This window comes from Paenibacillus sp. FSL P2-0136, assembly GCF_037975325.1.
GTDB lineage: Bacteria > Bacillota > Bacilli > Paenibacillales > Paenibacillaceae > Paenibacillus_AQ > Paenibacillus_AQ silagei.
Genome location: NZ_CP150244.1, coordinates 126,402 through 145,905, shown reverse-complemented (window position 1 = coordinate 145,905; position 19,504 = coordinate 126,402). Strand labels below are relative to the sequence as shown.

At 54.5% G+C, this 19,504-nt stretch carries 16 protein-coding genes; 5 read left to right on the top strand and 11 right to left on the bottom strand.

The features are described from left to right. The first annotated feature begins 66 nt into the window (after window positions 1–66). Window positions 67–2,394 (top strand): alpha/beta hydrolase, encoded by a 2,328-nt coding sequence (locus NYE26_RS00615; protein ID WP_339253159.1) that lies wholly within the window; start codon window positions 67–69, stop codon window positions 2,392–2,394. Between the two features lie 98 nt (window positions 2,395–2,492). Here the strand turns inward: NYE26_RS00615 and NYE26_RS00610 are convergent, their stop codons facing one another. Beyond that, on the bottom strand, window positions 2,493–3,545 hold the full coding sequence (locus NYE26_RS00610) for a lactonase family protein (RefSeq protein ID WP_339253157.1): 1,053 nt from the start codon (window positions 3,543–3,545) through the stop codon (window positions 2,493–2,495). Window positions 3,546–3,802: 257 nt separating this feature from the next. Between NYE26_RS00610 and NYE26_RS00605 the strand changes: the two genes are divergently transcribed. From NYE26_RS00605 to NYE26_RS00595, 3 genes are all read left to right on the top strand, one after another. After that, window positions 3,803–4,063, top strand: a complete 261-nt coding sequence (locus NYE26_RS00605) for a GlsB/YeaQ/YmgE family stress response membrane protein (protein WP_036732764.1) — start codon at window positions 3,803–3,805, stop codon at window positions 4,061–4,063. A gap of 201 nt (window positions 4,064–4,264) precedes the next feature. Next, a complete protein-coding gene (locus tag NYE26_RS00600; RefSeq protein WP_036732774.1) occupies window positions 4,265–4,771 on the top strand; it encodes a cytochrome c biogenesis protein CcdC in 507 nt (168 codons plus the stop codon). A 271-nt stretch (window positions 4,772–5,042) separates the two neighbouring features. Further along, a complete protein-coding gene (locus NYE26_RS00595) occupies window positions 5,043–6,005 on the top strand; it encodes an L-lactate dehydrogenase (RefSeq protein WP_339253155.1) in 963 nt (320 codons plus the stop codon). A gap of 91 nt (window positions 6,006–6,096) precedes the next feature. On the opposite strand, the gene NYE26_RS00590 is transcribed toward NYE26_RS00595, so the two are convergent. Next, window positions 6,097–8,091 (bottom strand): methyl-accepting chemotaxis protein, encoded by a 1,995-nt coding sequence (locus NYE26_RS00590; protein WP_209877369.1) that lies wholly within the window; start codon window positions 8,089–8,091, stop codon window positions 6,097–6,099. A 217-nt stretch (window positions 8,092–8,308) separates the two neighbouring features. Then, on the bottom strand, window positions 8,309–10,645 hold the full coding sequence (locus NYE26_RS00585) for a heavy metal translocating P-type ATPase (RefSeq protein WP_339253154.1): 2,337 nt from the start codon (window positions 10,643–10,645) through the stop codon (window positions 8,309–8,311). A 261-nt stretch (window positions 10,646–10,906) separates the two neighbouring features. Here NYE26_RS00585 and NYE26_RS00580 point away from each other — a divergent pair, with 261 nt between their 5' ends. Beyond that, on the top strand, window positions 10,907–11,893 hold the full coding sequence (locus NYE26_RS00580; RefSeq protein ID WP_339253153.1) for a cation diffusion facilitator family transporter: 987 nt from the start codon (window positions 10,907–10,909) through the stop codon (window positions 11,891–11,893). A 335-nt stretch (window positions 11,894–12,228) separates the two neighbouring features. Here the strand turns inward: NYE26_RS00580 and NYE26_RS00575 are convergent, their stop codons facing one another. From NYE26_RS00575 to NYE26_RS00540, 8 genes are all read right to left on the bottom strand, one after another. Next, on the bottom strand, window positions 12,229–12,594 hold the full coding sequence (locus NYE26_RS00575) for a metalloregulator ArsR/SmtB family transcription factor (RefSeq protein WP_036732785.1): 366 nt from the start codon (window positions 12,592–12,594) through the stop codon (window positions 12,229–12,231). Between the two features lie 511 nt (window positions 12,595–13,105). Continuing rightward, window positions 13,106–13,843 carry an ABC transporter permease gene (locus NYE26_RS00570; RefSeq protein WP_076083436.1) on the bottom strand — a complete coding sequence of 246 codons (738 nt, stop codon included), beginning with the start codon at window positions 13,841–13,843 and terminating at the stop codon, window positions 13,106–13,108. Between the two features lie 2 nt (window positions 13,844–13,845). Then, window positions 13,846–14,562: an ABC transporter permease gene (locus NYE26_RS00565; RefSeq protein WP_339253152.1), complete on the bottom strand. Its 717-nt coding sequence runs from the start codon at window positions 14,560–14,562 to the stop codon at window positions 13,846–13,848. Continuing rightward, complete coding sequence (locus tag NYE26_RS00560) at window positions 14,559–15,470, bottom strand: ABC transporter ATP-binding protein (RefSeq protein WP_036732796.1); 912 nt, start codon at window positions 15,468–15,470, stop codon at window positions 14,559–14,561. Before NYE26_RS00560 ends, NYE26_RS00565 begins: the two co-directional genes overlap by 4 nt. Window positions 15,471–15,528: 58 nt before the next feature. Further along, entirely contained in the window at window positions 15,529–16,968 is a 1,440-nt protein-coding gene (locus NYE26_RS00555; RefSeq protein WP_339253151.1) for a histidine kinase dimerization/phospho-acceptor domain-containing protein, read from the bottom strand. Further along, window positions 16,965–17,639, bottom strand: coding sequence for a response regulator transcription factor (locus tag NYE26_RS00550; protein WP_036732799.1), 675 nt, complete (start codon window positions 17,637–17,639; stop codon window positions 16,965–16,967). Before NYE26_RS00550 ends, NYE26_RS00555 begins: the two co-directional genes overlap by 4 nt. Before the next feature lie 100 nt (window positions 17,640–17,739). After that, window positions 17,740–18,774 (bottom strand): EAL domain-containing protein, encoded by a 1,035-nt coding sequence (locus tag NYE26_RS00545; protein WP_339253149.1) that lies wholly within the window; start codon window positions 18,772–18,774, stop codon window positions 17,740–17,742. 208 nt (window positions 18,775–18,982) lie between these two features. Then, window positions 18,983–19,402: a pyridoxamine 5'-phosphate oxidase family protein gene (locus tag NYE26_RS00540; protein WP_036732803.1), complete on the bottom strand. Its 420-nt coding sequence runs from the start codon at window positions 19,400–19,402 to the stop codon at window positions 18,983–18,985. Window positions 19,403–19,504: the final 102 nt, after the last annotated feature.

Here is a 19,504-nt window from a genome sequence, read left to right as displayed (position 1 = left end):
GAATTCATATAAATAGAAACGGCATCGCAGTTTCTATTATTGCCGCTTACACCGGGGGAAATAATCATGGGAATGGATTTGGAGTATGGTCCCGCGCCGCAGGGACCATGGCTGCACAGGCGTGTATTCAGAGAACTGGGCAGACGTATCCTGGAGACGTACAGGTATGATACTACTTTATGGAGGACTGCGCTCAGCGGCCCGTGGACGCTATGCATTCTGGCTTTTTCTATAGTTATTATGGGTATTCCTACCGGACTCGGAAGCGCAGCGGATATTATGCTGGCAGCCGGCGCGGGGACGCTAGTTATGGCGCTGGCCGGCAATCTGCTGGCTGTGCTGCTCTCCCTAACCGGACTCCGCTGTCCGCATCTGTTCGCAGGCTCTTTGCTCAGCACCTATGGGGCTGTATGGCTGATCCTGTATTTTTCCGATCTGGAGCTTGGAGCTGCAGCCGTTGTCGCCTGTATCGCAGCCTTGGCCTGCGGGATAGGGGGACTTGCGGCCGGTCTGCTGCGGACCCGGAGAATGTTCACCGGTGGTCTGCTGGCAGCGGCACTCTTCCTCTCCCCCTTCGCACTGGCCTATGGCTATGGGACGGGAAGCGGCCCGGTACCTGTACCCTCGCTTCAGAGTCTGGCGGCGGACGGACAGGTACTTCCCATAACTGCGGATGATCCCGCCCAGCCGGGAGACTACACGTTCCACAGCTTCACCTACGGCAGCGGCAAGGATCTGCAGCGCAAGGCGTATGGCAAGGATGTCCTGCTAGCCTCTGCTTCCGTGGATGCTACCGAATATATCTCTTCCTGGCCCGTGCTGCGGACCCTGTTCTGGGGGTTCGATCCCGCTTCCCTCCCGCTGAATGCCAGAGTGTGGATGCCGGATGGGGACGGGCCTTATCCGCTGGTGCTCATGGTCCATGGCAACCATATGATGGAGGACTTCTCCGAGGACGGCTATGCCTATCTTGGTGAATTACTGGCCAGCCGGGGCTTCATCGCGGTCACCCTGGATGAGAATTTCCTGAATTATTCTGCCTGGTCGGGTATTCCGGACAACGACTTCAAGGCGCGGACCTGGATGATTCTGAAGCATCTGCAGCAGATCGGCAGCTTCGCGGAGCAGCCCGGCACTCCCTTTTACCAGAAGGTTGATTATGACTCTGTTGCACTGCTTGGCCACAGCCGCGGCGGGCAGGCCGTAGCCATGGCTGCGGATGCGGCGCGCTGGTTCGGCAGTGATCCGGTTCTGGACGCTATTCAACAGTTCCATATTACTTCGGTCATTGCCCTGGCACCTACGGATAAAATGATCGACAGCAAGCAGGCCCGTCTAACCGATGTGAGCTATCTGACACTCCAGGGCGCCCGTGACGGCGATGTACATGATTTCTACGGGGACCGTCAATATATGCGCTCTTCCTACACCGGCAATACCCCTGGCTTCAAAAGCTCGCTCTATATTGCCGACGCTAATCACAGCCAGTTCAATACGGACTGGGGGCTATATGACCAGACGCTGCCTACCGGCCTGTTCCTGAAGCGCTCCCGGATCATGGACGGGGAGGGGCAGAGGAGAATCGCCAAGGTCTATGTCTCTGCCTTCCTGGAGACCACGCTGCACGGGAGGAGCGAGTACCGGCAATTGTTCCGCGATTACCGCAGCGGTGCCCGGTGGCTGCCGGATACCGCCTACTATAACCGCTTCCAGAGCGGGGCCTATATCACGGTGGCGGACTATGATGAAGACCGCAACCGAGACGCCGTCCAAGGCGGGACCGTCTCTACTACTACGGGGCTTCACTGGAGCGAAGAGGCCGCGAAGGACCGCGAACGGAACAACAAGCCCTCTTACGGTATTCTGCTGGAGCGCAGCAGCAGCCCGGATCAGGAGCATACGGATGCCGAGGCCGCTTACAGCATTAGGCTTAGCGACACGCTGACTCAGACGCTTGCGGAATCCCCTGCCGTAGAGGGACTGACCTTCTCCCTGGCGAATCATAATTCCGGTCCTAACGAGGATGGAGATTCCAAGCCGCTGCCGGAGGCAGAACTCTCCCCGGAGGTAGAGGTGGAGCTGACCGACAGTAAGGACACCTCTGCAAGAATTCCCCTGGACGAAGTGATGGATATTCTGCCGCTGCCGCAGACTGAGTTTACGCTTAGTCCATGGCTGGAGGAGCGGATCAGTGACGGCAAATTCGGCAACCTCTCGGAAGCCGTCTACCAGACGTACAAGCTGCCCTTCGAGCTGTTCCTTGAGGAAGAGCCCGAGCTTGATCCGGATAGTCTGACAGACATCACCTTTTATCTGCAAGGGACAGAAGACAAGATTATGCTGGATGACATCGGCTTCTATGAGCGGGAGGACCCGCTGACAGGAGTGTATTAACCGGACATCATTCTATCTATAAAAAGCCAAAATCGCCCCCTGTCCGCCATACTGCGGACAGGGGGCTTTGCTGTTCCTGCACAGGGTCGTTGTGCAGGTTAATCCAGGGCTACAAGGCAGACAGGCGCCGGCACTTCCAGCTCATTGCCGGTAGGGATCAGCCGTCCGGTCTCACTGTCTATGCGGAAGGAGGCAATATTGCCGCTGTTCTGGTTAGCAGCGAGCAGCATGCCGCCGATCAGAGCGAAGTTACGCGGTGTCCGTCCCCCGGAAGTCACCCAGTCCTCCGCTTCCAGCAGACCCGTAGCCTTATCAATATGGAACAGTGCGATGCTGTCATGCCCACGGTTGGATACGTAGAGGTAGCGTCCGCATGGTGATACATGGATATCTGCAGCCGTATCATCACTTCCGGCGGTATAATGCTCCGGGAGACTGCTGATACTCTGCAGGATCTTCAGATTGCCCTGAGGCTCATCATTGGCGAACAGGGTAACCGTATTGTTCAGTTCATTAACCAGATAGATCCATTGCCGCGAAGGATGAACCGCCAGATGGCGCGGTCCTGAGCCTGGAGGAAGCTCTACCTCCCGGTGAGTGACCAGCTTCCCGTCCTCCACACGATAGAACACGATCTGGTCGAGACCGAGATCACAGACCAGCACATGATCCCCCGTCTTGTCCGGAATCACGGAATGGGGATGGGGGGCATCCTGACGGTCGCTGCGGATTCCCGAGCCCTCATGCTTCACCTGGGAGGACATCTCCTGTAATGACCCGTCCTCTTTCAGCGGGAACACGTTGACATTCCCTCCCGTATAGTTAGACACGGCTATGTAATCTCCCTTCGGAGCCACCGAGACATAGCAGGGCGCGCCGCCCCCGGTCACTCTGCTGCCCAGCGGATGAAGCGCTTTGCTGCCGGGATCAATGGAGTAGGCATGAACCTCACCCTCATCCTGCTCACTCACTGCATATAATACCGTCTGCGCCGCATTAACCGCCAGATAGGAAGGATTCAGGATCCCCCGGGTACCGCCCATAACTCTCATTTCTCCGGTCTCCTTATCCAGCGCACCGAGCAGGATGGCCTCTTTCTCCTCTCTGTTGTACGTTCCAATATAGAATAATACTTCATTAGGCTGGTGCATGGCAGCGGCTCCTTTGTTTGTATAGTATATAAGCTTATATACCCTGTACACCCCTATACTCACTCAGCGGGTGAACCATAAATTCACTATAACATCTTTATGTACCCACTGCGTTATCAGGGTTAAACAGCATAAATTTGGACAGACTGGAATACTAAATAAATGTGTGCCGGCAAAATTTAACACTGGTTTAAACGCTGTGCATAAGGTTAATAGTAACCATCGAAGACAACAAACACAAAAGGAGCTGAGAGTTAATGAGTTTACTATGGATGTTGATTGTTGGTGGCGTAATTGGTTGGCTGGCCGGGTTGATTATGGGTAGAGACATTCCAGGCGGAATTATCGGCAACATTATCGCTGGTATTCTCGGTTCATGGCTCGGCGGCATGCTGCTGGGAAGCTGGGGACCTAAGATCAGCGACTACTATGTCTTCCCTTCACTGATCGGTGCTGTGGTTCTGATCTTTATTGTAAGCCTGATTCTGCGTTCGGTTGGCGGACGTAGCCGTTCTTAAGCTCTATGGCAGCATGCTTTAACGAAGCTGCTGTACTATACTTAGCAAGCAGACCCGCCGGGGTTAGACTCTGGCGGGTTTGCTGTGTGCTTCAGGCAGATCACCCGCATGAGGCAGGCTGCGCATCATTAATGAAATCCGTTCATTATCTGCTATAATGAAGTAAATAGTGACCGAAATCACAGAGGAGGAACGTGAATTATGGGTAACATCAACCCCTCACTTCTGCATGTGGGCTCCACGCTGGGAGCAGTATTCATGGCGCTGATGGTGATTTTTATCCGCATGAAGGCCAGCGCCCGCCCGGTAACCATCCGCAAAATATGGATTCCGCCGCTTGGCATGTCCACCGGCTTCGCCATGTTCGTCGTACCGGAAGTGCGCTTCCCCTGGTGGTGGGCGGTAGCGGCTTTCCTGGTCGGCTGGTTTATTTTTGCCTACCCGCTAATCCGCAGTACGCGGTTCGAAGAACGTGAAGGGCTGATCTATGCCCAACGCTCCAAGAGCTTCGCCTTCATTCTGCTTGGACTGCTGCTGGTCCGCACCCTGCTCCATGAGTTCATCAACCGGTATGTCTCTGTTCCGCAGTCCGGCGGATTATTCTTCATTCTGGCCTTCGGCATGATCCTCCACTGGAGACTGTTCATGTATAAGCACTATACCGGAATGCTGCCTGCCGAGCCGCAGATTCCGCAGCCCCGGGTCTAGGGTGAGGCCGGGATGGATTATATAATTATGTACAAGGGGGTGTCCCCGGCAGCCTTAGGGAGGACTGCCGGGAACACCCTTTCCTTCTGTCTTCCCAAATGCCCATCAGCTGCATATTATAATTCATAAGAACCCTGATACTCTAACCTTTCATGTGAATTATGGCCAAATAACGGACGGGTGCAGCGGGCATTTTCGGTGCGATGTCAGGTAACTTGCGATGAGATCAGTTAGAATAGTACCATACTTGTAGAGAGTGGGGACTGGGCAATTGAAAAGTAAATCGAGAAAAGTGGCAATCGTCGGCTCCGGCATGGTCGGCTCAAGCGTTGCCTATTCCATGGTGAATCAAGCCATATGCGATGAGATCATGATGATCGACCGCACCTACGACCGCGCCATGGCACAAGCGCTTGATCTCTCGCACTGCATGGACTTCACCGGAACACGCACCAAGGTCTATGCCGGCACCGCCAGTGACTGTGCGGGGATGGATGTCGTCATTCTGACGGCAGGCGCTAATCCCAAGGCGGGGCAGACCCGGCTGGATGTACTGGATGCCACCGCTGTAATTACCCGGGAGATCATCACCGAGATTATGGCGGGCGGCTTCGATGGGATCTTCGTCGTCGCTGCGAACCCTGTAGATATTGTAACTTATATGGTCTGGCAGATCTCCGGCCTGCCACGGCACCGGGTAATCGGCACAGGCACCTCCATCGACTCCTCCCGGCTGAAGACACTGTTGTCGGAGGTGTTCACGATTGATCCGCGCAGCGTTAACGGCTACGCCCTTGGCGAACACGGGGAGTCGCAGTTCGTAGCCTGGTCCCATGTGACAATCGGCGGCAAGCCGATTCTGCAGATTATGGAGCAGCACCGCGAGCGCTTCAGCAGCCTGGACCTTATGGATATCGCCCGCAAGACGAAGGATGCCGGGTGGGAGATTTTTACGCGCAAGGGCTCGACTCACTTCGGGATCGGCAGTGCCCTCGCTTATATCACCCGCTCCATTCTGAATGACGAGCACAAAATCATCGCTGTCTCCGCCATCCTGGACGGGGAATACGGACAAAGCGGCGTATGCGCCGGAGTTCCGGCCATTATCGGCAGCAGCGGTATTCAGGAATTGCTGGAGCTGAACCTCAGCGATACAGAGATGGCTAAATTCACCGACTCCTGCAATATCATCCGCGCGGGAATTGATAGCCTCACGCTGGAGGAGCAGCACTAAGCTGAACAGCACAGCCTATACCGCAAACACCCCTCTGCTTCACACAGTAACCTGTGGGGCAGAGGGGTGTTTGCGATGATTTTACCTGATATTATTGAAACTTCTCGATCTCGCTGCGCAATTCGCTCATCAGCTGGTTGAGGGATTCGGCTGAGGTGACAACCTGGCCCATCAGATTCCGCTGCTCGGTGGAAGCCTCCGCCACCATCTCGGCGCTCTCGGCAGAATCTCTGGCAATAATCAGCATATCGGAGATGGAGGCCGTAATCTCCTCTGTCCCGGCAGACATCTGCTCGTTGACGGCAGAGACGTCCTGGATCTGAACCGATACCTCACGGATGGACGAGCGGATATGGTCGAAGGAGGTGCCTACATTCTGCATTTTACCCATCCCGTCTCCGATCTCAGCAATGCTCTTCTCCATAGAGACCTCGGCCGCTCTGGTGGATTCCTGAATCTGACGGATCAGCTCCACAATGTTCACAATGGCGCTGTTCGTGCGCTCCGCCAGCTTCTTCACTTCATTCGCCACCACGCCGAACCCGCGCCCGTGCTCGCCTGCTCTGGCCGCTTCAATCGACGCATTGAGCGATAACAGCCCCGTCTGATTGGAGATTTCGGAGATTACGTCAACAATCTGGCCAATTTGTTCGGATTGCCCGCTCAGATTGCTGATCAGAGCCGAGGTCTCCTCCGCAGCGCCGCTGATGACAGTCATCTGCTTAAGTGTGGATTGAATCTCCACGTATCCGTTCTCGACCTCAGTGCTGACTGTCTCTGCCTGGTCGGACACATTAACGGAGGATTCCGCAATCCGCTGCAGCCCGATCGCCATCTCCTCCGTAGCTCTGGCCGCCTGCTCCGAGCCCTTGAACTGCTCGCCCATGCCCTGGGCGACTTCCTGGACGACCGTCTCAATCTCTGCCGATGTATTCGAGGTCTGACTGGCGTATTTCAGCACGCTTTCTGCCGAGATAGCAACCTGCGCCACGGTAGCATCGATTTTGCCGACAATGCCGGACAATGATCCGATCATATCATTAATGCTCTGGCTCATCTGGCCGATCTCATCACCCGAGCGCACGGTCACCCGTTCGCTGAGATGGCCGTCCGCTACTTTCTTCATCACCCCGGAGATCGCCACAATCGGCTTCACAATCAGACGGGTCAGAGACAAGGCCAAGGCAACGACCGCCAGAATGATGATTGCAATGAACAATGTGGATATCCGCTGGGCTGAGGTGACTTTGGCGGTAATCTCGCTTTTGGGAACCGTAATCAGCAGCTTCCAGTCTGTGCCCGGAACGGTACGGAAATAGGTAATCACCTGCTTGCCGTCCTCTCCCTTATAAACTTCCGAGCCTGCTTCCTTGCCGAGAATATGCTCTACGGCCTGCTTCATCTCTGTGGTCTTCGCGTAATCCGCGATATTCTTGCCGATCCGCTCGGTCTCGGAGTAGGCGTAATAATCACCCTTGCCAGAGATCACATATCCGTAGCCGGTATCGCCCACGTGGATGTTTTTGCCCATCTCCATCAGAATGTCCGGTGTCACCGAGAAGGCGATACCGCCGCCAAACTGCTTGTCCTTGTCCACGACCGGAACGAATACCGGGATAATATATTTACTGAGCTGTTCCAGATAAGACATCTCCGCTACCGCCGGAGCAAGACTCTCCTTGGCCTGCAGGAAATATGCCGATTGGCCCACATCCGCCGTAAGCTTAAGGGAATTGGCCAGAATGCCCTGCTTGTTAATGACGCTGTAGCCTTCGGACTGAGTATCGCTCTCTTCGAGTACCTTGACCACAGGAAAAATAGTATCCGGTCTTGAGGTATCGAATTCAGGATGCTGCGCAATCAGCTCCTGGACCGCAGATGTCCGCGTATTCAGCCACTCTACGATGCGTGTAGTGTTCATCTCCAGAATATTCTGGGCGAGCTCCTCGCTGTCGTCTCTGGTGACACCCCCGAAGTACTGCATGAAAAAAATCGTGACGCCGAGCAGAGGTACAATAGCAATTGCCAAAATAACAAGCGAATACTTGCTTTGCAGCGATAATGATTTTCCGTTCTTTGCATTCATTTTCAATTTTGACCGTACACTTCCCTCATTCACCGCAAAATCCCCCTAGAAACCCATTCTGGTCTTCCATATGCTGTAAATATATATATTGATATATCGGCATAAATAGACAAAAAGCATAATACATACAATAAAAATAAGCCTTAAGACCCAAAAATTAGGATCATTAAGGCTTATACTTTTCATAATTATTTCATTATCGATTCATCTTACACGATTATACCGATTTCGGCGGCTGTAAGGCGCGCATGCTGTTCAGTACAGCGAGTACAGTAACTCCGACATCTGAGAATACGGCCTCCCACATCGTGGCAATTCCGAACGCTCCCAGCAGCAGGAAGACCGCTTTGACTCCCAGCGCAAAAGCAATGTTCTGCCAGACAATGGTCCGCGTCCGTTTGGCGATCCCGATGGCGGAAGCGATTTTGGAAGGCTCATCCGTCATGATTACAATATCCGCTGCCTCAATGGCCGCATCCGAGCCAAGTCCGCCCATGGCAATCCCGACATCCGCTCTGGCCAGCACCGGAGTATCATTAATCCCGTCCCCGACAAAAATGATCTTCTCCTTCGGTCCCTTTTCCCGCTCCAGCTGTTCAATCGCTGCGACCTTATCTCCCGGCAGCAGCTCAGCATGAATCTCCTGAATGCCCAGCTGTCTGCCGACAGACTCGGCTACCGGAGCGGCGTCACCCGTCAGCATAACCGTCTTGCGGATTCCCAATGCATTCAGAGCCTGAATCGCCTTAAGAGAATCATCCTTCACTTCATCTGCAATGACGAGATAGCCTGCGTAGCGCTTATCTACAGCAATATGAACGATCGTCCCGTACTCCTGCGGAGTTACGCTGGCAATCCCTTCACGCTCCATCAGCCGCGCATTCCCGGCCAGCACTGCCTTCCCCTCCACGGTAACTGCGATGCCGTGGCCGGAAATTTCGTTATAGCCGGTAATGGCTTCACCCGGAATAGCTTCGCCATAGGCTGCACGGATGGATTCCGCAATCGGATGGCCGGAGTGGCTCTCCGCATAAGCCGCTACCCGCAGCAGCTCCTGCTCTGTGAAGCCTTCCGCCGGAACATTGCCGGTTACCGTGAACTGGCCTTTGGTCAAGGTTCCTGTCTTATCGAACACAACGATCTTCACATCATTCAAGGCTTCCAGATAGTTGCTGCCCTTCACCAGAATCCCGTTCTTCGATGCGGCACCGATCCCGCCGAAGAACCCGAGGGGAATCGACACGACAAGCGCACAAGGGCAAGAGATAACGAGGAAGACCAGTGCACGGTAGATCCAGTCGGAGAAGGTGGCTCCGCTCAGAATCAGCGGCGGAATCACGGCCAGCAGCAGCGCTGTTATGACTACGACCGGCGTATAGGCACGGGCGAATTTGGTGATGAAATTCTCTGTCTTTGCTTTGTTATTCGTAGCATTCTGGACCAGCTCCAGAATCTGCGAGACTGCCGATTCACCGAAGTCCTTGGTCACTTCAATGGTAATCACACCATTGCGGTTAATGAATCCGCTGAGTACCTCGCTGCCCGGTTGAGTAGAACGGGGAACGGATTCTCCGGTCAGTGCCGAGGTATCCATCATCGCGTTGCCCTCCAGAATAATCCCGTCCAGCGGAACCTTCTCACCGGGCTTAACTACGATGCTGTCTCCTACTCTAACCTCTTCGGGGGACACTTTCCGCAGATTACTGCCTTCCTTCAGATAGGCGAACTCCGGCCGGATATCCATCAGCGCTGTGATCGAACGGCGTGAACGGTTCACCGCCATTCCCTGGAACAGCTCACCTACCTGATAGAAGAGCATAACCGCAACGCCTTCGGGATATTCGCCGATGGCGAAGGCGCCGATGGTCGCAAGGGCCATCAGGAAGTTCTCATCGAACACCTGGCCCCTTACAATATTCCGGGCAGCGGCGAGGACGACCTCTCCGCCGACAATCAGATAAGCTGCCAGGAAGATCAGCAGCTCGGTGATCCCGCTGACCGGCAGGAACATCCCGGCCGCAGCCAGAATGGCACCGCCGCCCAGCCGCATCAGGATGCGGCGCGTATCGCCCTCCCCATGCTCATGGCTGTGTCCGTGGCCATGTGAATCCTCCTGGCCGTGGCTATGCTCAGCAGCATGTGAATGCGGGTGCCCCTCTTCATGGGAATGTCCTTCTCCATGGGCATGCTCATGACCGTGCGGTTCGACGTGGGTATGAACATGACCCTGTCCTTGAACCGCTACGCCGCGTACCTGAGCTGCCCCCTCCGCAGACAACGGCTTCTTGACCGCACGCGAAGCACGAACCGCACGCGGCTTCACATGCGGCTCCAGCTTGGTTACCGTATGCTCAGCCTGCTTCGCGATCTCATCTGCAGCAGCAGCTGTTGTCTCCAGTGTCATGGTCTTCGTCGCGAAGTTGACGGAGCAGGAGGACACGCCTTCAATCTTCTTAACCTTATTCTCGATTTTCATAGCGCAGTTCGCGCAGTCCAGCCCATCCAGGACCCACTTGCGCTTCACATTGTCTTCTACCGTACTCAAATGACTCATCTCCCTTGATCGTCCCTATATATGAGTATTTGTTCATATGTTAACTTACACCTATTATATTCCCCTGAATCATGCAGTGTCAATGCATTCAGCCCACAGATTGTGGCTAATTATGTACTGTGAAGAATCTGGATGCCGATGGAGTTATTTTGGACAAACTATTCTTCATCTATATAAAAAAGCTTGTAATTTGTCTGAGCTGGCCATAATATTAACATATGAGCAATCATTCATATGTTAACTGAAAAGAGGTCCTATCTAATGAACAATTCCAAAACCGATTCACACACTCATTCGCATGCTGGAACACACACTCATTCGCACGCTGGCGGGCATTCGCATTCCCACTCCCACTCCCATTCACATGCGCATTCCCACGCACCGGATAATAAGAAAGGCCTGCTGATCGCCTTAATTATCACCGGCGGTATTATGTTCCTTGAATTCTTCGGCGGCCTGTTCACCGGGAGCCTGGCTCTCTTGTCCGACTCGGGGCATATGCTCAGCGATACCGCCTCCCTTGCCCTTAGCCTTGTGGCCATGATTATCGCGGTGAAACCGGCATCCTCCAAGAACTCCTACGGCTTCCACCGGTTTGAGATTATGGCGGCTTTGTTCAACGGGGTGACCCTGTTTGTAATCTCCGGATTCATTATGTATGAAGCCTTCCAACGCTTCTCCGCCCCTCCGGTGGTAGCCAGCGGAACGATGATGCTGATTGCCAGTGTCGGACTGCTGGCCAACCTCGTCAGCGCCTGGTCACTGATGCGCAAAAGCGGGGCTAAAGACAATATCAATATCCGCAGCGCTTACCTGCATGTAATCAGCGATGCTCTCGGCTCCGTCGGCGCGCTGGCGGCTGGTCTGATTATGAACCTGTTCTCCTGGTATGTGGCAGACCCTATCATCAGTGTGCTGGTCGCCCTGCTCATCCTGCGCAGCGCCTGGGGTGTCATCAAGCAGGCCTTCCATATCCTTATGGAAGGAACTCCGCTTAGCGTAAATGCCGAAGAGGTCGAAAAGGCGCTACTTCAAATTGAAGGGGTTCAGGATGTGCATGACCTGCATATCTGGACCATCACCTCCGGCCTGGATGCTCTCAGCGGTCATCTGCTGATCAAAGACGGGGTGAATACAGAACAGGTGCTGCAGCAGGCACTTAAATTAGTGGAAGAGAATTTCGGCATCCAGCACTCCACACTGCAGATTGAGAATTCTGCTGTGAAGCACGGTGATCTTCCGGTCTGAGGAAGAGGTGGTAAGCGGGTAAGGGAGAATGAGGGAGTCCGAGGAAAATCTAACGATTCTGTATGCCTGCCGAATGTATGCTGTTTTCCACATATATTCGGCCACTTGCCCTCACAACGACCGATTGTATGCTGTTTTCCACATATATTCGAACCACTTGCCCTCACAACGACCAATTGTATGCTGTTTTCCACATATATTCGAACCACTTGCCCTCACAACGACCAATTGTATGCTGTTTTCCACATATATTTGGTTTATCGCACATCATAATATAAAAGGGGCTGCCCCAAGCCATTACCCGGCGTTGGGACAGCCCTTGCTGTCATAACAATCTATTCATGCCGGATATGCTCATGGGTCTGCAGGAAAATCTGCTCCACATGTGCATCATTCAGCGAATAATATACGGTCTTGCCTTCCTTGCGGCGCTTCACAATCCGCAGATTGCGCAGATAGCGGAGCTGATGGGAGACTGCCGATTGTCCCATATCCAGTATAGAGGACAAGTCATGCACACACAGCTCCTGCTGGGATAATGCGTAGATCAGCCGAACTCTTGTTGGATCACCCAGTGCCTTGAACATTTCTGCCATCTTATCTGTGATCTCACGGTCCGGCAGAATCAAGGCCATCGATTCCGGTTCCAGTTCGGAACCATTACAGGTGTTGTCGCATTCTTCAAGTGCCGCTGGTTCCATGCTCCCGCCCTCCTCCATATGCTCATCCGGTGTCACCGGCGCTTAATAGTATCTTCTACGATTAATTATAGAAAAAATGGCGTCCAATGTCCATTGAGAAGAAAATACGGGAGGGAATTCATTCAAACATGCGGCGATGTATAGCCTATCCATCAGCGAGATCAGCTAGTATGATCAGTTTCGTTCGGGTTCGCTTCGAACATTCAGTGATCATTCAGTGATAGTTGTAGTCTGTGCATCTAAAAACCCCGAAAAGAAAGGTTTTCCTCTTCTAACTGTAGTCTGTACAACTAAATCTGCCCGAATGGGTGAGAATCCGGTACAGATGGATTTTTAAATGTACGAAGTGCAACTAAACCACTCCTAGGCCATATATCAGGGTGATTTAGTTGTACAGAGTGCATTTAAGCATACCTCGTATACCTTAGTCGCATACGTAAATCGTACGTGAACCCTAACATGTGATTAGTTTTAACATTTCCCGCCAGCCGCATTCCGATACCTGCTAACCTTATACCGCCTTACGCCAAAAGGCTATCAAGCCAGCGCCCAGGAACAGAAGCAGGCTCCCAGCCACGACAATCATCAGGCTCTCCAGCGGCAGGTTGAAGGCGCCGAACCTTTCTTCGCCGAAGGGGGACATGGCCAGCACCGGCTGCACCCATGGATAATAAGGACCGTAGGTGGAGGAGTTCGCAATCAGTATATTGGGAATGGTGAAGCAGACATTCAGCGCAAGCGGGGCGCCGAAGCTGCTCCAGCCTTGAGATATCGCCAGTTGCAGTGCAGCCAGCGGCAGGCAGGCAAACCAGCCTCCGAACAGGCTGTTCAGCAGCAGTCCCCAGGGAATTCCCCCTTCTGCACCCCGATACCATCCCACTCCCAGAACCCCTGCAAGAAACAGCAGCTGAACCGCACCCAGCAGCGCTACAATTAATGCATATTTGGCAAAATATACGGAGGTTCGTGTAACCGGAAGCGCCAGGAGTTGCTTCCAGCCGCCGTCACTATGCTCATTGCGGCAGATTAAAGCGGCGAAGAGTCCAGAGAGTACCGGAAGAAACAGCAGCGCATGTACCGCTGACATTGTGCTCAGCAGAACCTGCCAGGTTATCACCCTATCCTCTTGCATGTCCGAAAGCGCGCCTATCGGCAGGGAGATCAGCGGACTGAGCAGGATTAACAGCCAGGTGCGGAATCCGGCTATCTTCATGCACTCCGCAGACATTATTCGCAGAAAAGTCCGCATATTCAGTCCACATCCTTTCGCGCGAAATGTATGGCTCCAGGCAGGATTACCAGGAGTCCAAGCAACAGGCCGGCTCCGCTGAACAGCCAAGGACGCGGATCACTCCAGGCTAAGACTGGCCAGGAGAGCGGGAACCATTCCGTGAAGTACACACCGAACGGGCTGACCAGCGACAAGGTCAATCCCACCGATACCGGAAGGGTCTGGTTCCGGCTGGATAGAGAGAGCCACAGCTGGAGTGCAATGACAGGCATGGCTGCAGCATAAGCGGCGAAGCCTATCCGCAGGACATCTGCAAGCGGTATCGGCTGAGCGCCGAATCCGAGCAGCAGCCCGAGGACGACAGTTCCTGCCGACAGCAGCAGGCAGGACACGATAAGCAGCAGCAGGCAGAGCAGCAGCTTCGCCATGAACACAGCCGTACGGGAGACAGGCAGTGCCAGAAGCTGCTTCCAGGCGCTGGTCTGATGCTCGACATTCGCAATCAGAGAGAGAATCAGTGTGCCTCCAAGATACAGGGCAATCGGGACGAAGGGTACAACCTCACTGAGCAGGCCACCCCACAGATCCTCCCGGTACTGCCCGCGAAGATAGTCATAGCGGAGGCCGAAATTCAGCCCCTGCATGGCGATAAGACCCAGCGGGCCGAGGAAGGCGAGGAACCAAATGCCTTTGCCGCGGATCTTAAGCCAGTCCGCCGACAGCGCACGCCACATCATAGCTCCCCTCCCCCAACCACCTGCAGGAAGAATTCCTCCAGAGATTGCCTGTGCTCCTCCACCCTGTAGATTGCGTGACCCTCCTCGACCAGCTCTTTGACCAGCAGCGATACTCTCGCATCACTCATCCGGGGCAGAACCAGCCGGCCCTCCTGCAGCTCGCCGCCGCAGCCGCGCCGCACCGCCGTCATCAGCGCAGTCTCCGGCTCGGATAACGCCAGACGCAGATGGCCGGCCGCCTGCTGCTGGAGATGTGCAATGGTATCCTGATAGACCATCTGCCCCTCGCGGATAATGCCGACCGTACCGGCCATTTGCTCAATCTCGCTCAGCAGATGGCTGGATACCAGCACCGTAATGCCCTGCTCTCCAGGCAGCCGCTTAATCAGGGAGCGGATCTCCTGTATGCCTGACGGGTCCAGTCCGTTGGTCGGCTCATCGAGAATCAGCAGCTCCGGGCTGCCCAGCAGGGCTGCCGCAATGCCCAGCCGCTGCTTCATGCCCAGCGAGAAGCCCTTGACTGGCCGCGTCTCCTCCCCGGTAAGCGATACGATCTCCAGCACCTCGGCAATACGCACCTTGGGCACACCCAGAATGCGGCGGATCGCCTCCAGGTTGTCCCATGCACTCAGATGCCCGTAGTAGGACGGCGATTCCACCAGCGAGCCTACCTTGCGCAGAATCTGCATCCGGTTCGCACGCAGCTCCTTGCCGAAGATTTCAATGCTGCCGGAGGTCGGCTTGATTAGGCCGAGCAGCATGCGGATGGTTGTTGTCTTGCCGGCACCGTTCGGTCCGAGGAAGCCGTAGATTTCCCCTTTTGTAATATTGAGATTCAGGTTCTTCACAGCCGCACGGCCGCGGTATTCCTTAAGCAGATTTCTTGTCTCTATCACTGTATCCTTCATTCTCTTCACCTCGGTAACAGCATAACGCCCCAAGGTTAAAAGCACGGAAGCAGCAAGTTTAAATTTTGTTTAAATTGTTCGGGGCGTCCCGCTTCCAGATCACAACCTCGGTCCCCTTCGCCGTGCTCTCCATGCTCCATTCCAGGTCCATCCGTTTCAGCAGCAGATCGACAATCGACAGGCCCAGGCCGGCTCCTGCGGAGTCTGTGCTCTGCGCAAGGCCGCCGCCGTGATCGGAGATGATAATCACCCGGTTGCCCTCACGGATCTCCGTAAGTATTCCAACATATAATCCGCTGCGCGCATGACGCAGAATATTCTGGAACAGATTATCCAGCACTCTGCGGAACCAGCTGTCATCGATCTCCCAGTACAGCGGCGCTCCCTCCAGATCAATCTCGATCTGGTACCCCTCCTTCTCCCACACCGGATACCAGGCGGCGGCGCTCTCCCGCACCAGTCTCAGCACATCCCGGCGTTCCGGGTGCAGCGCAATGCGTCCGCTGTTCAGCAGATTGTAGGACAGCAGGTTCTCAATCAGGATGCCAAGGCTCTCAATCCGCTGATCCATCAGCTCAAGGGAGGACTGGCCATGCGGTGACAACGGCTCCTTGCCCAGTACATGGAGGTGGCTGCGAATGACGGTCAGCGGAGTCCGCAGATCATGCGACAGATCGGCCACCAGCCGCTTGCGCAGCGCCTCTTCTTCCGCCTCTCGGGCACGGCCTGCCTTAAGCTCCGTCACCATGGTATTGAAGGCTTCCTCCAGACGCCCGATCTCATCCGGCTTCCCCGGCGGAACAATCTGCGGCAAGCCCTCCTGCCCGGTGAACACCATAGCGGTCTGCAGCCGCAGCAGTCTTCTGCGGATCATGATGAAGAAGAACCAGGAGCTGGTGATGAACAGCAGGAAGAACACCAGCATGGCAATCGTATACCATTTATCCAGTCCTGCCGCATATTTGCTTTCCGTAATATCCTCAGGAATCTGCATGACCATGAAGCCCTCTGCGGCCTCTGCCCGGTCTCCTATAAAAGCGACAATCGCCAGCGGCTTCAGCACCGCACTGTCCTTCATGAAGGATACCGCTTCAGCGGCGCTCCACTGGACGGGAACAGCCGGAGCCTCTCCCGTCAAGAGCAGCGGCGGTCCTGAAGGCTCTGTCACCAGCTGTGTTGTGCCCGCAGGATCGACCCAGAATATTCTCGACAGCGGATAGGCTTCGCCTAAGGCCGACAGCCGCTTGGTAATATCCGCCGGGGGTTCACCAAGAAGCTTGCGCGCTTCCTCATGCCACAGAATCTCCAGCTTATCTATACTGGAATACTGTTCATACTCCTTGGGTGGACTTGTATGAGTAGCCCCCGCGAAGATGCTGTATACGGCAATCGTCAGCGGAATAACAACCGGCACGAACAGCAGTGCAGCTACAATAATCAGCAGATAACGAAAAAGAAGCGAACGGTGCAGCAGCTGGAAACGCCCTGCCCCCTTCACCCTCTCACCCGGTAGCCGATCCCCCGGACCGTCTCAATAATCTCCGGCGCGGCCGGATCAAGCTCCAGCTTCTCGCGCAGATAACGGATATGTACCATCAGCGTCTTGTCGCCTTCGATATAGCTCTCCCCCCAGACCGCCTCATAGATCTGCTCCTTGGTCAGAATCTGGCCCAGATGCCGCAGCAGATAAGAGAAGATCTGAAACTGCTTACCGGTAAGCATAATTTCCCGTCCGGTCGCAGCTTCCGTGACCACACTGCTCCCCGGTATGACAACCAGATGCTTAAGGGTCAACTGAGCGGGCGCGGCAGCGCCGCTTCTTCTCAGCAGAACCTCGATTCTCGCCGCCAGCTCATCGGGATGAAACGGCTTGGTCAGATAATCATCCGCGAAGTCCAGCCCCTGAAGCTTATCGTCAATGGAGGTGCGCGCCGAGAGCATCAGAACCGGCAGCTCCGGATAAGCCCGCTTCAGCCGCTGGCCGACGGTGAAGCCGTCCAGCCCCGGCAGCATCACATCCAGAATCGCAAGCTGGCAGCCCTCTGCAGCTTCAAGCGCCCCGTCTCCGCTCTCCAGCCAGCGCACAGCATATTCCCGTTCCCGCAGATCTGCAGCTACGACACTGCCGATCTCCCGGTCGTCTTCTACGTACAATAGGGTTACACTCACGTTGTTAACCGTCCTTTCTTCCTTCCAAGTGACATCACAAATCCCCGGATACCGGCAGTCTTGAGATCTGCCGGCATCCGGGGAGAATTATACTTGCTGTTCAGGCCGTAAATCCAAAACGTCCCGGAGGCTTATCCTCCGGCAGCCCGAACAGATAGCCTTGTCCCAGATCCATACCGAGATCACGGCAGACCAGGAATTCCTCACGGCGTTCAATGCCTTCGGCCAGCAGGCTTGCACCGAATTCTCCGGCCCTGGAGATAATCTCCCTAAGCATCCGCTGCTTCCCCTCATCCCGGTCACAGAAGCTGATCAGACTACGGTCAACCTTGACATAATCAGGCTGGAGGCTGGACATCAGTTCAACGGTCGAATAGCCCGCGCCCACATCATCCAGCGCAACCCGCATCCCCTGCTGGCGGTATTCGGCGAAGATGGCGCGCAGATGGGCAATATCGCTGATCTGCTCCGTCTCCACTACTTCAAATACATAATCCTCCGGGTTCTGGTCCAGCCTCCGGATCGCCTCGAAGGTATGCGTAAGACAATACTTGGGATTATAAATAGAAGAGGGCAGGAAGTTAATGAACCGCTTGATGCCCTTAGGCAGCAGCTTACTGCTGGTCTCTATTGCCGAGATCCGGGCGGCCCGGTCAAGGAAGGAGTGAAACCCTGTCCGCCGGGCAATCTCAAACAGCTCATAAGGCTGAAAATAACTGCCCTGGGGCAGCGGGCGCAGCAGAAATTCAAAGCCGACAATCTCCTCGCTGAAATTCACAATCGGCTGCATGTGGCTGCAGAAATCATGGCTCATAATGATGGACACCAGATTCTCGTTAGCGAAGCGGACCTTCAGCTGATCGAAGGTCAGCCACCGTTCCGGAGCCGTAGGGGCACCTTTGCTCTTAACGCACACGGATAAGGAGTCCGCAATGTCCTTAGCCGCCACCAGCATTTCTATAAGCTTCAACAGCTCTTCCTTACGATGATATGGAATGATACAGGTCTTGCTTGTCTCAAATACTTCATAACCGGCATTCCGGATGGCAGCAGCCAGCGGATCAGAGCAGGGGCGGAGCTTCAGCTCCCCTTGATCCTCTATCGGGTCGATGTCAGCACAATCAACACAGTTCATGGCAATCCCCTCCGCCTCATGATGTCGATAACCTGAGGTCATTATAGCATGATTCCTTAGGCACAATCCGAAAAGCAGCAGCAGAAAGGGCCCCCTATGAACCATGGAGGTTCCTAAGAGGCCCGGATTGCCGGACTATATAGTACTTAGGCTTAGGCGGAACTTATCCGTTACCGGCCACTGCCATCCTTTTACCGGAGACAACCGCTTAAGGCTGCCATACCCCGTGCTCACCGTTCTTGCCCATATATTCAATCCGCGAAGGGGACAGCTCAAGAATGACATAATCGGGATCATCCGGTCCCTTGAACCATTTCTCCAGGGACTCATTCCATACCTTAGAGCGCAAGCTATCATCCTTCGTCACAGCAACTGTAGCTTCAATCTCCAGTACATCCTTGCCGCCGCCCTGTTCATAGCCAAGCAAGAGACTAGCATTCGGATTATCCTGAAGCTCTTCTACCTTATGAGTCTTGCGGTTAGTTGCCAGATAGATGGACAGTCCGTCATGAAAAATCGCCATGTAACGCACCTTAGGCTTGTTACCGGCCTCAATCGTGCCGAAGGAACCGAACCTGTTGTCGTCCAGCACCTGTATGATTGTTTTCTCCAGCTCTTTGTTATCCATTGACGTCACAGCTCCCTTCAAATTCATGTGAATATAAGTTTATATATTCACGTCCACGGTTTGGATTTATGATTAACCTGTGCCTAATATAGTGTACCCTTC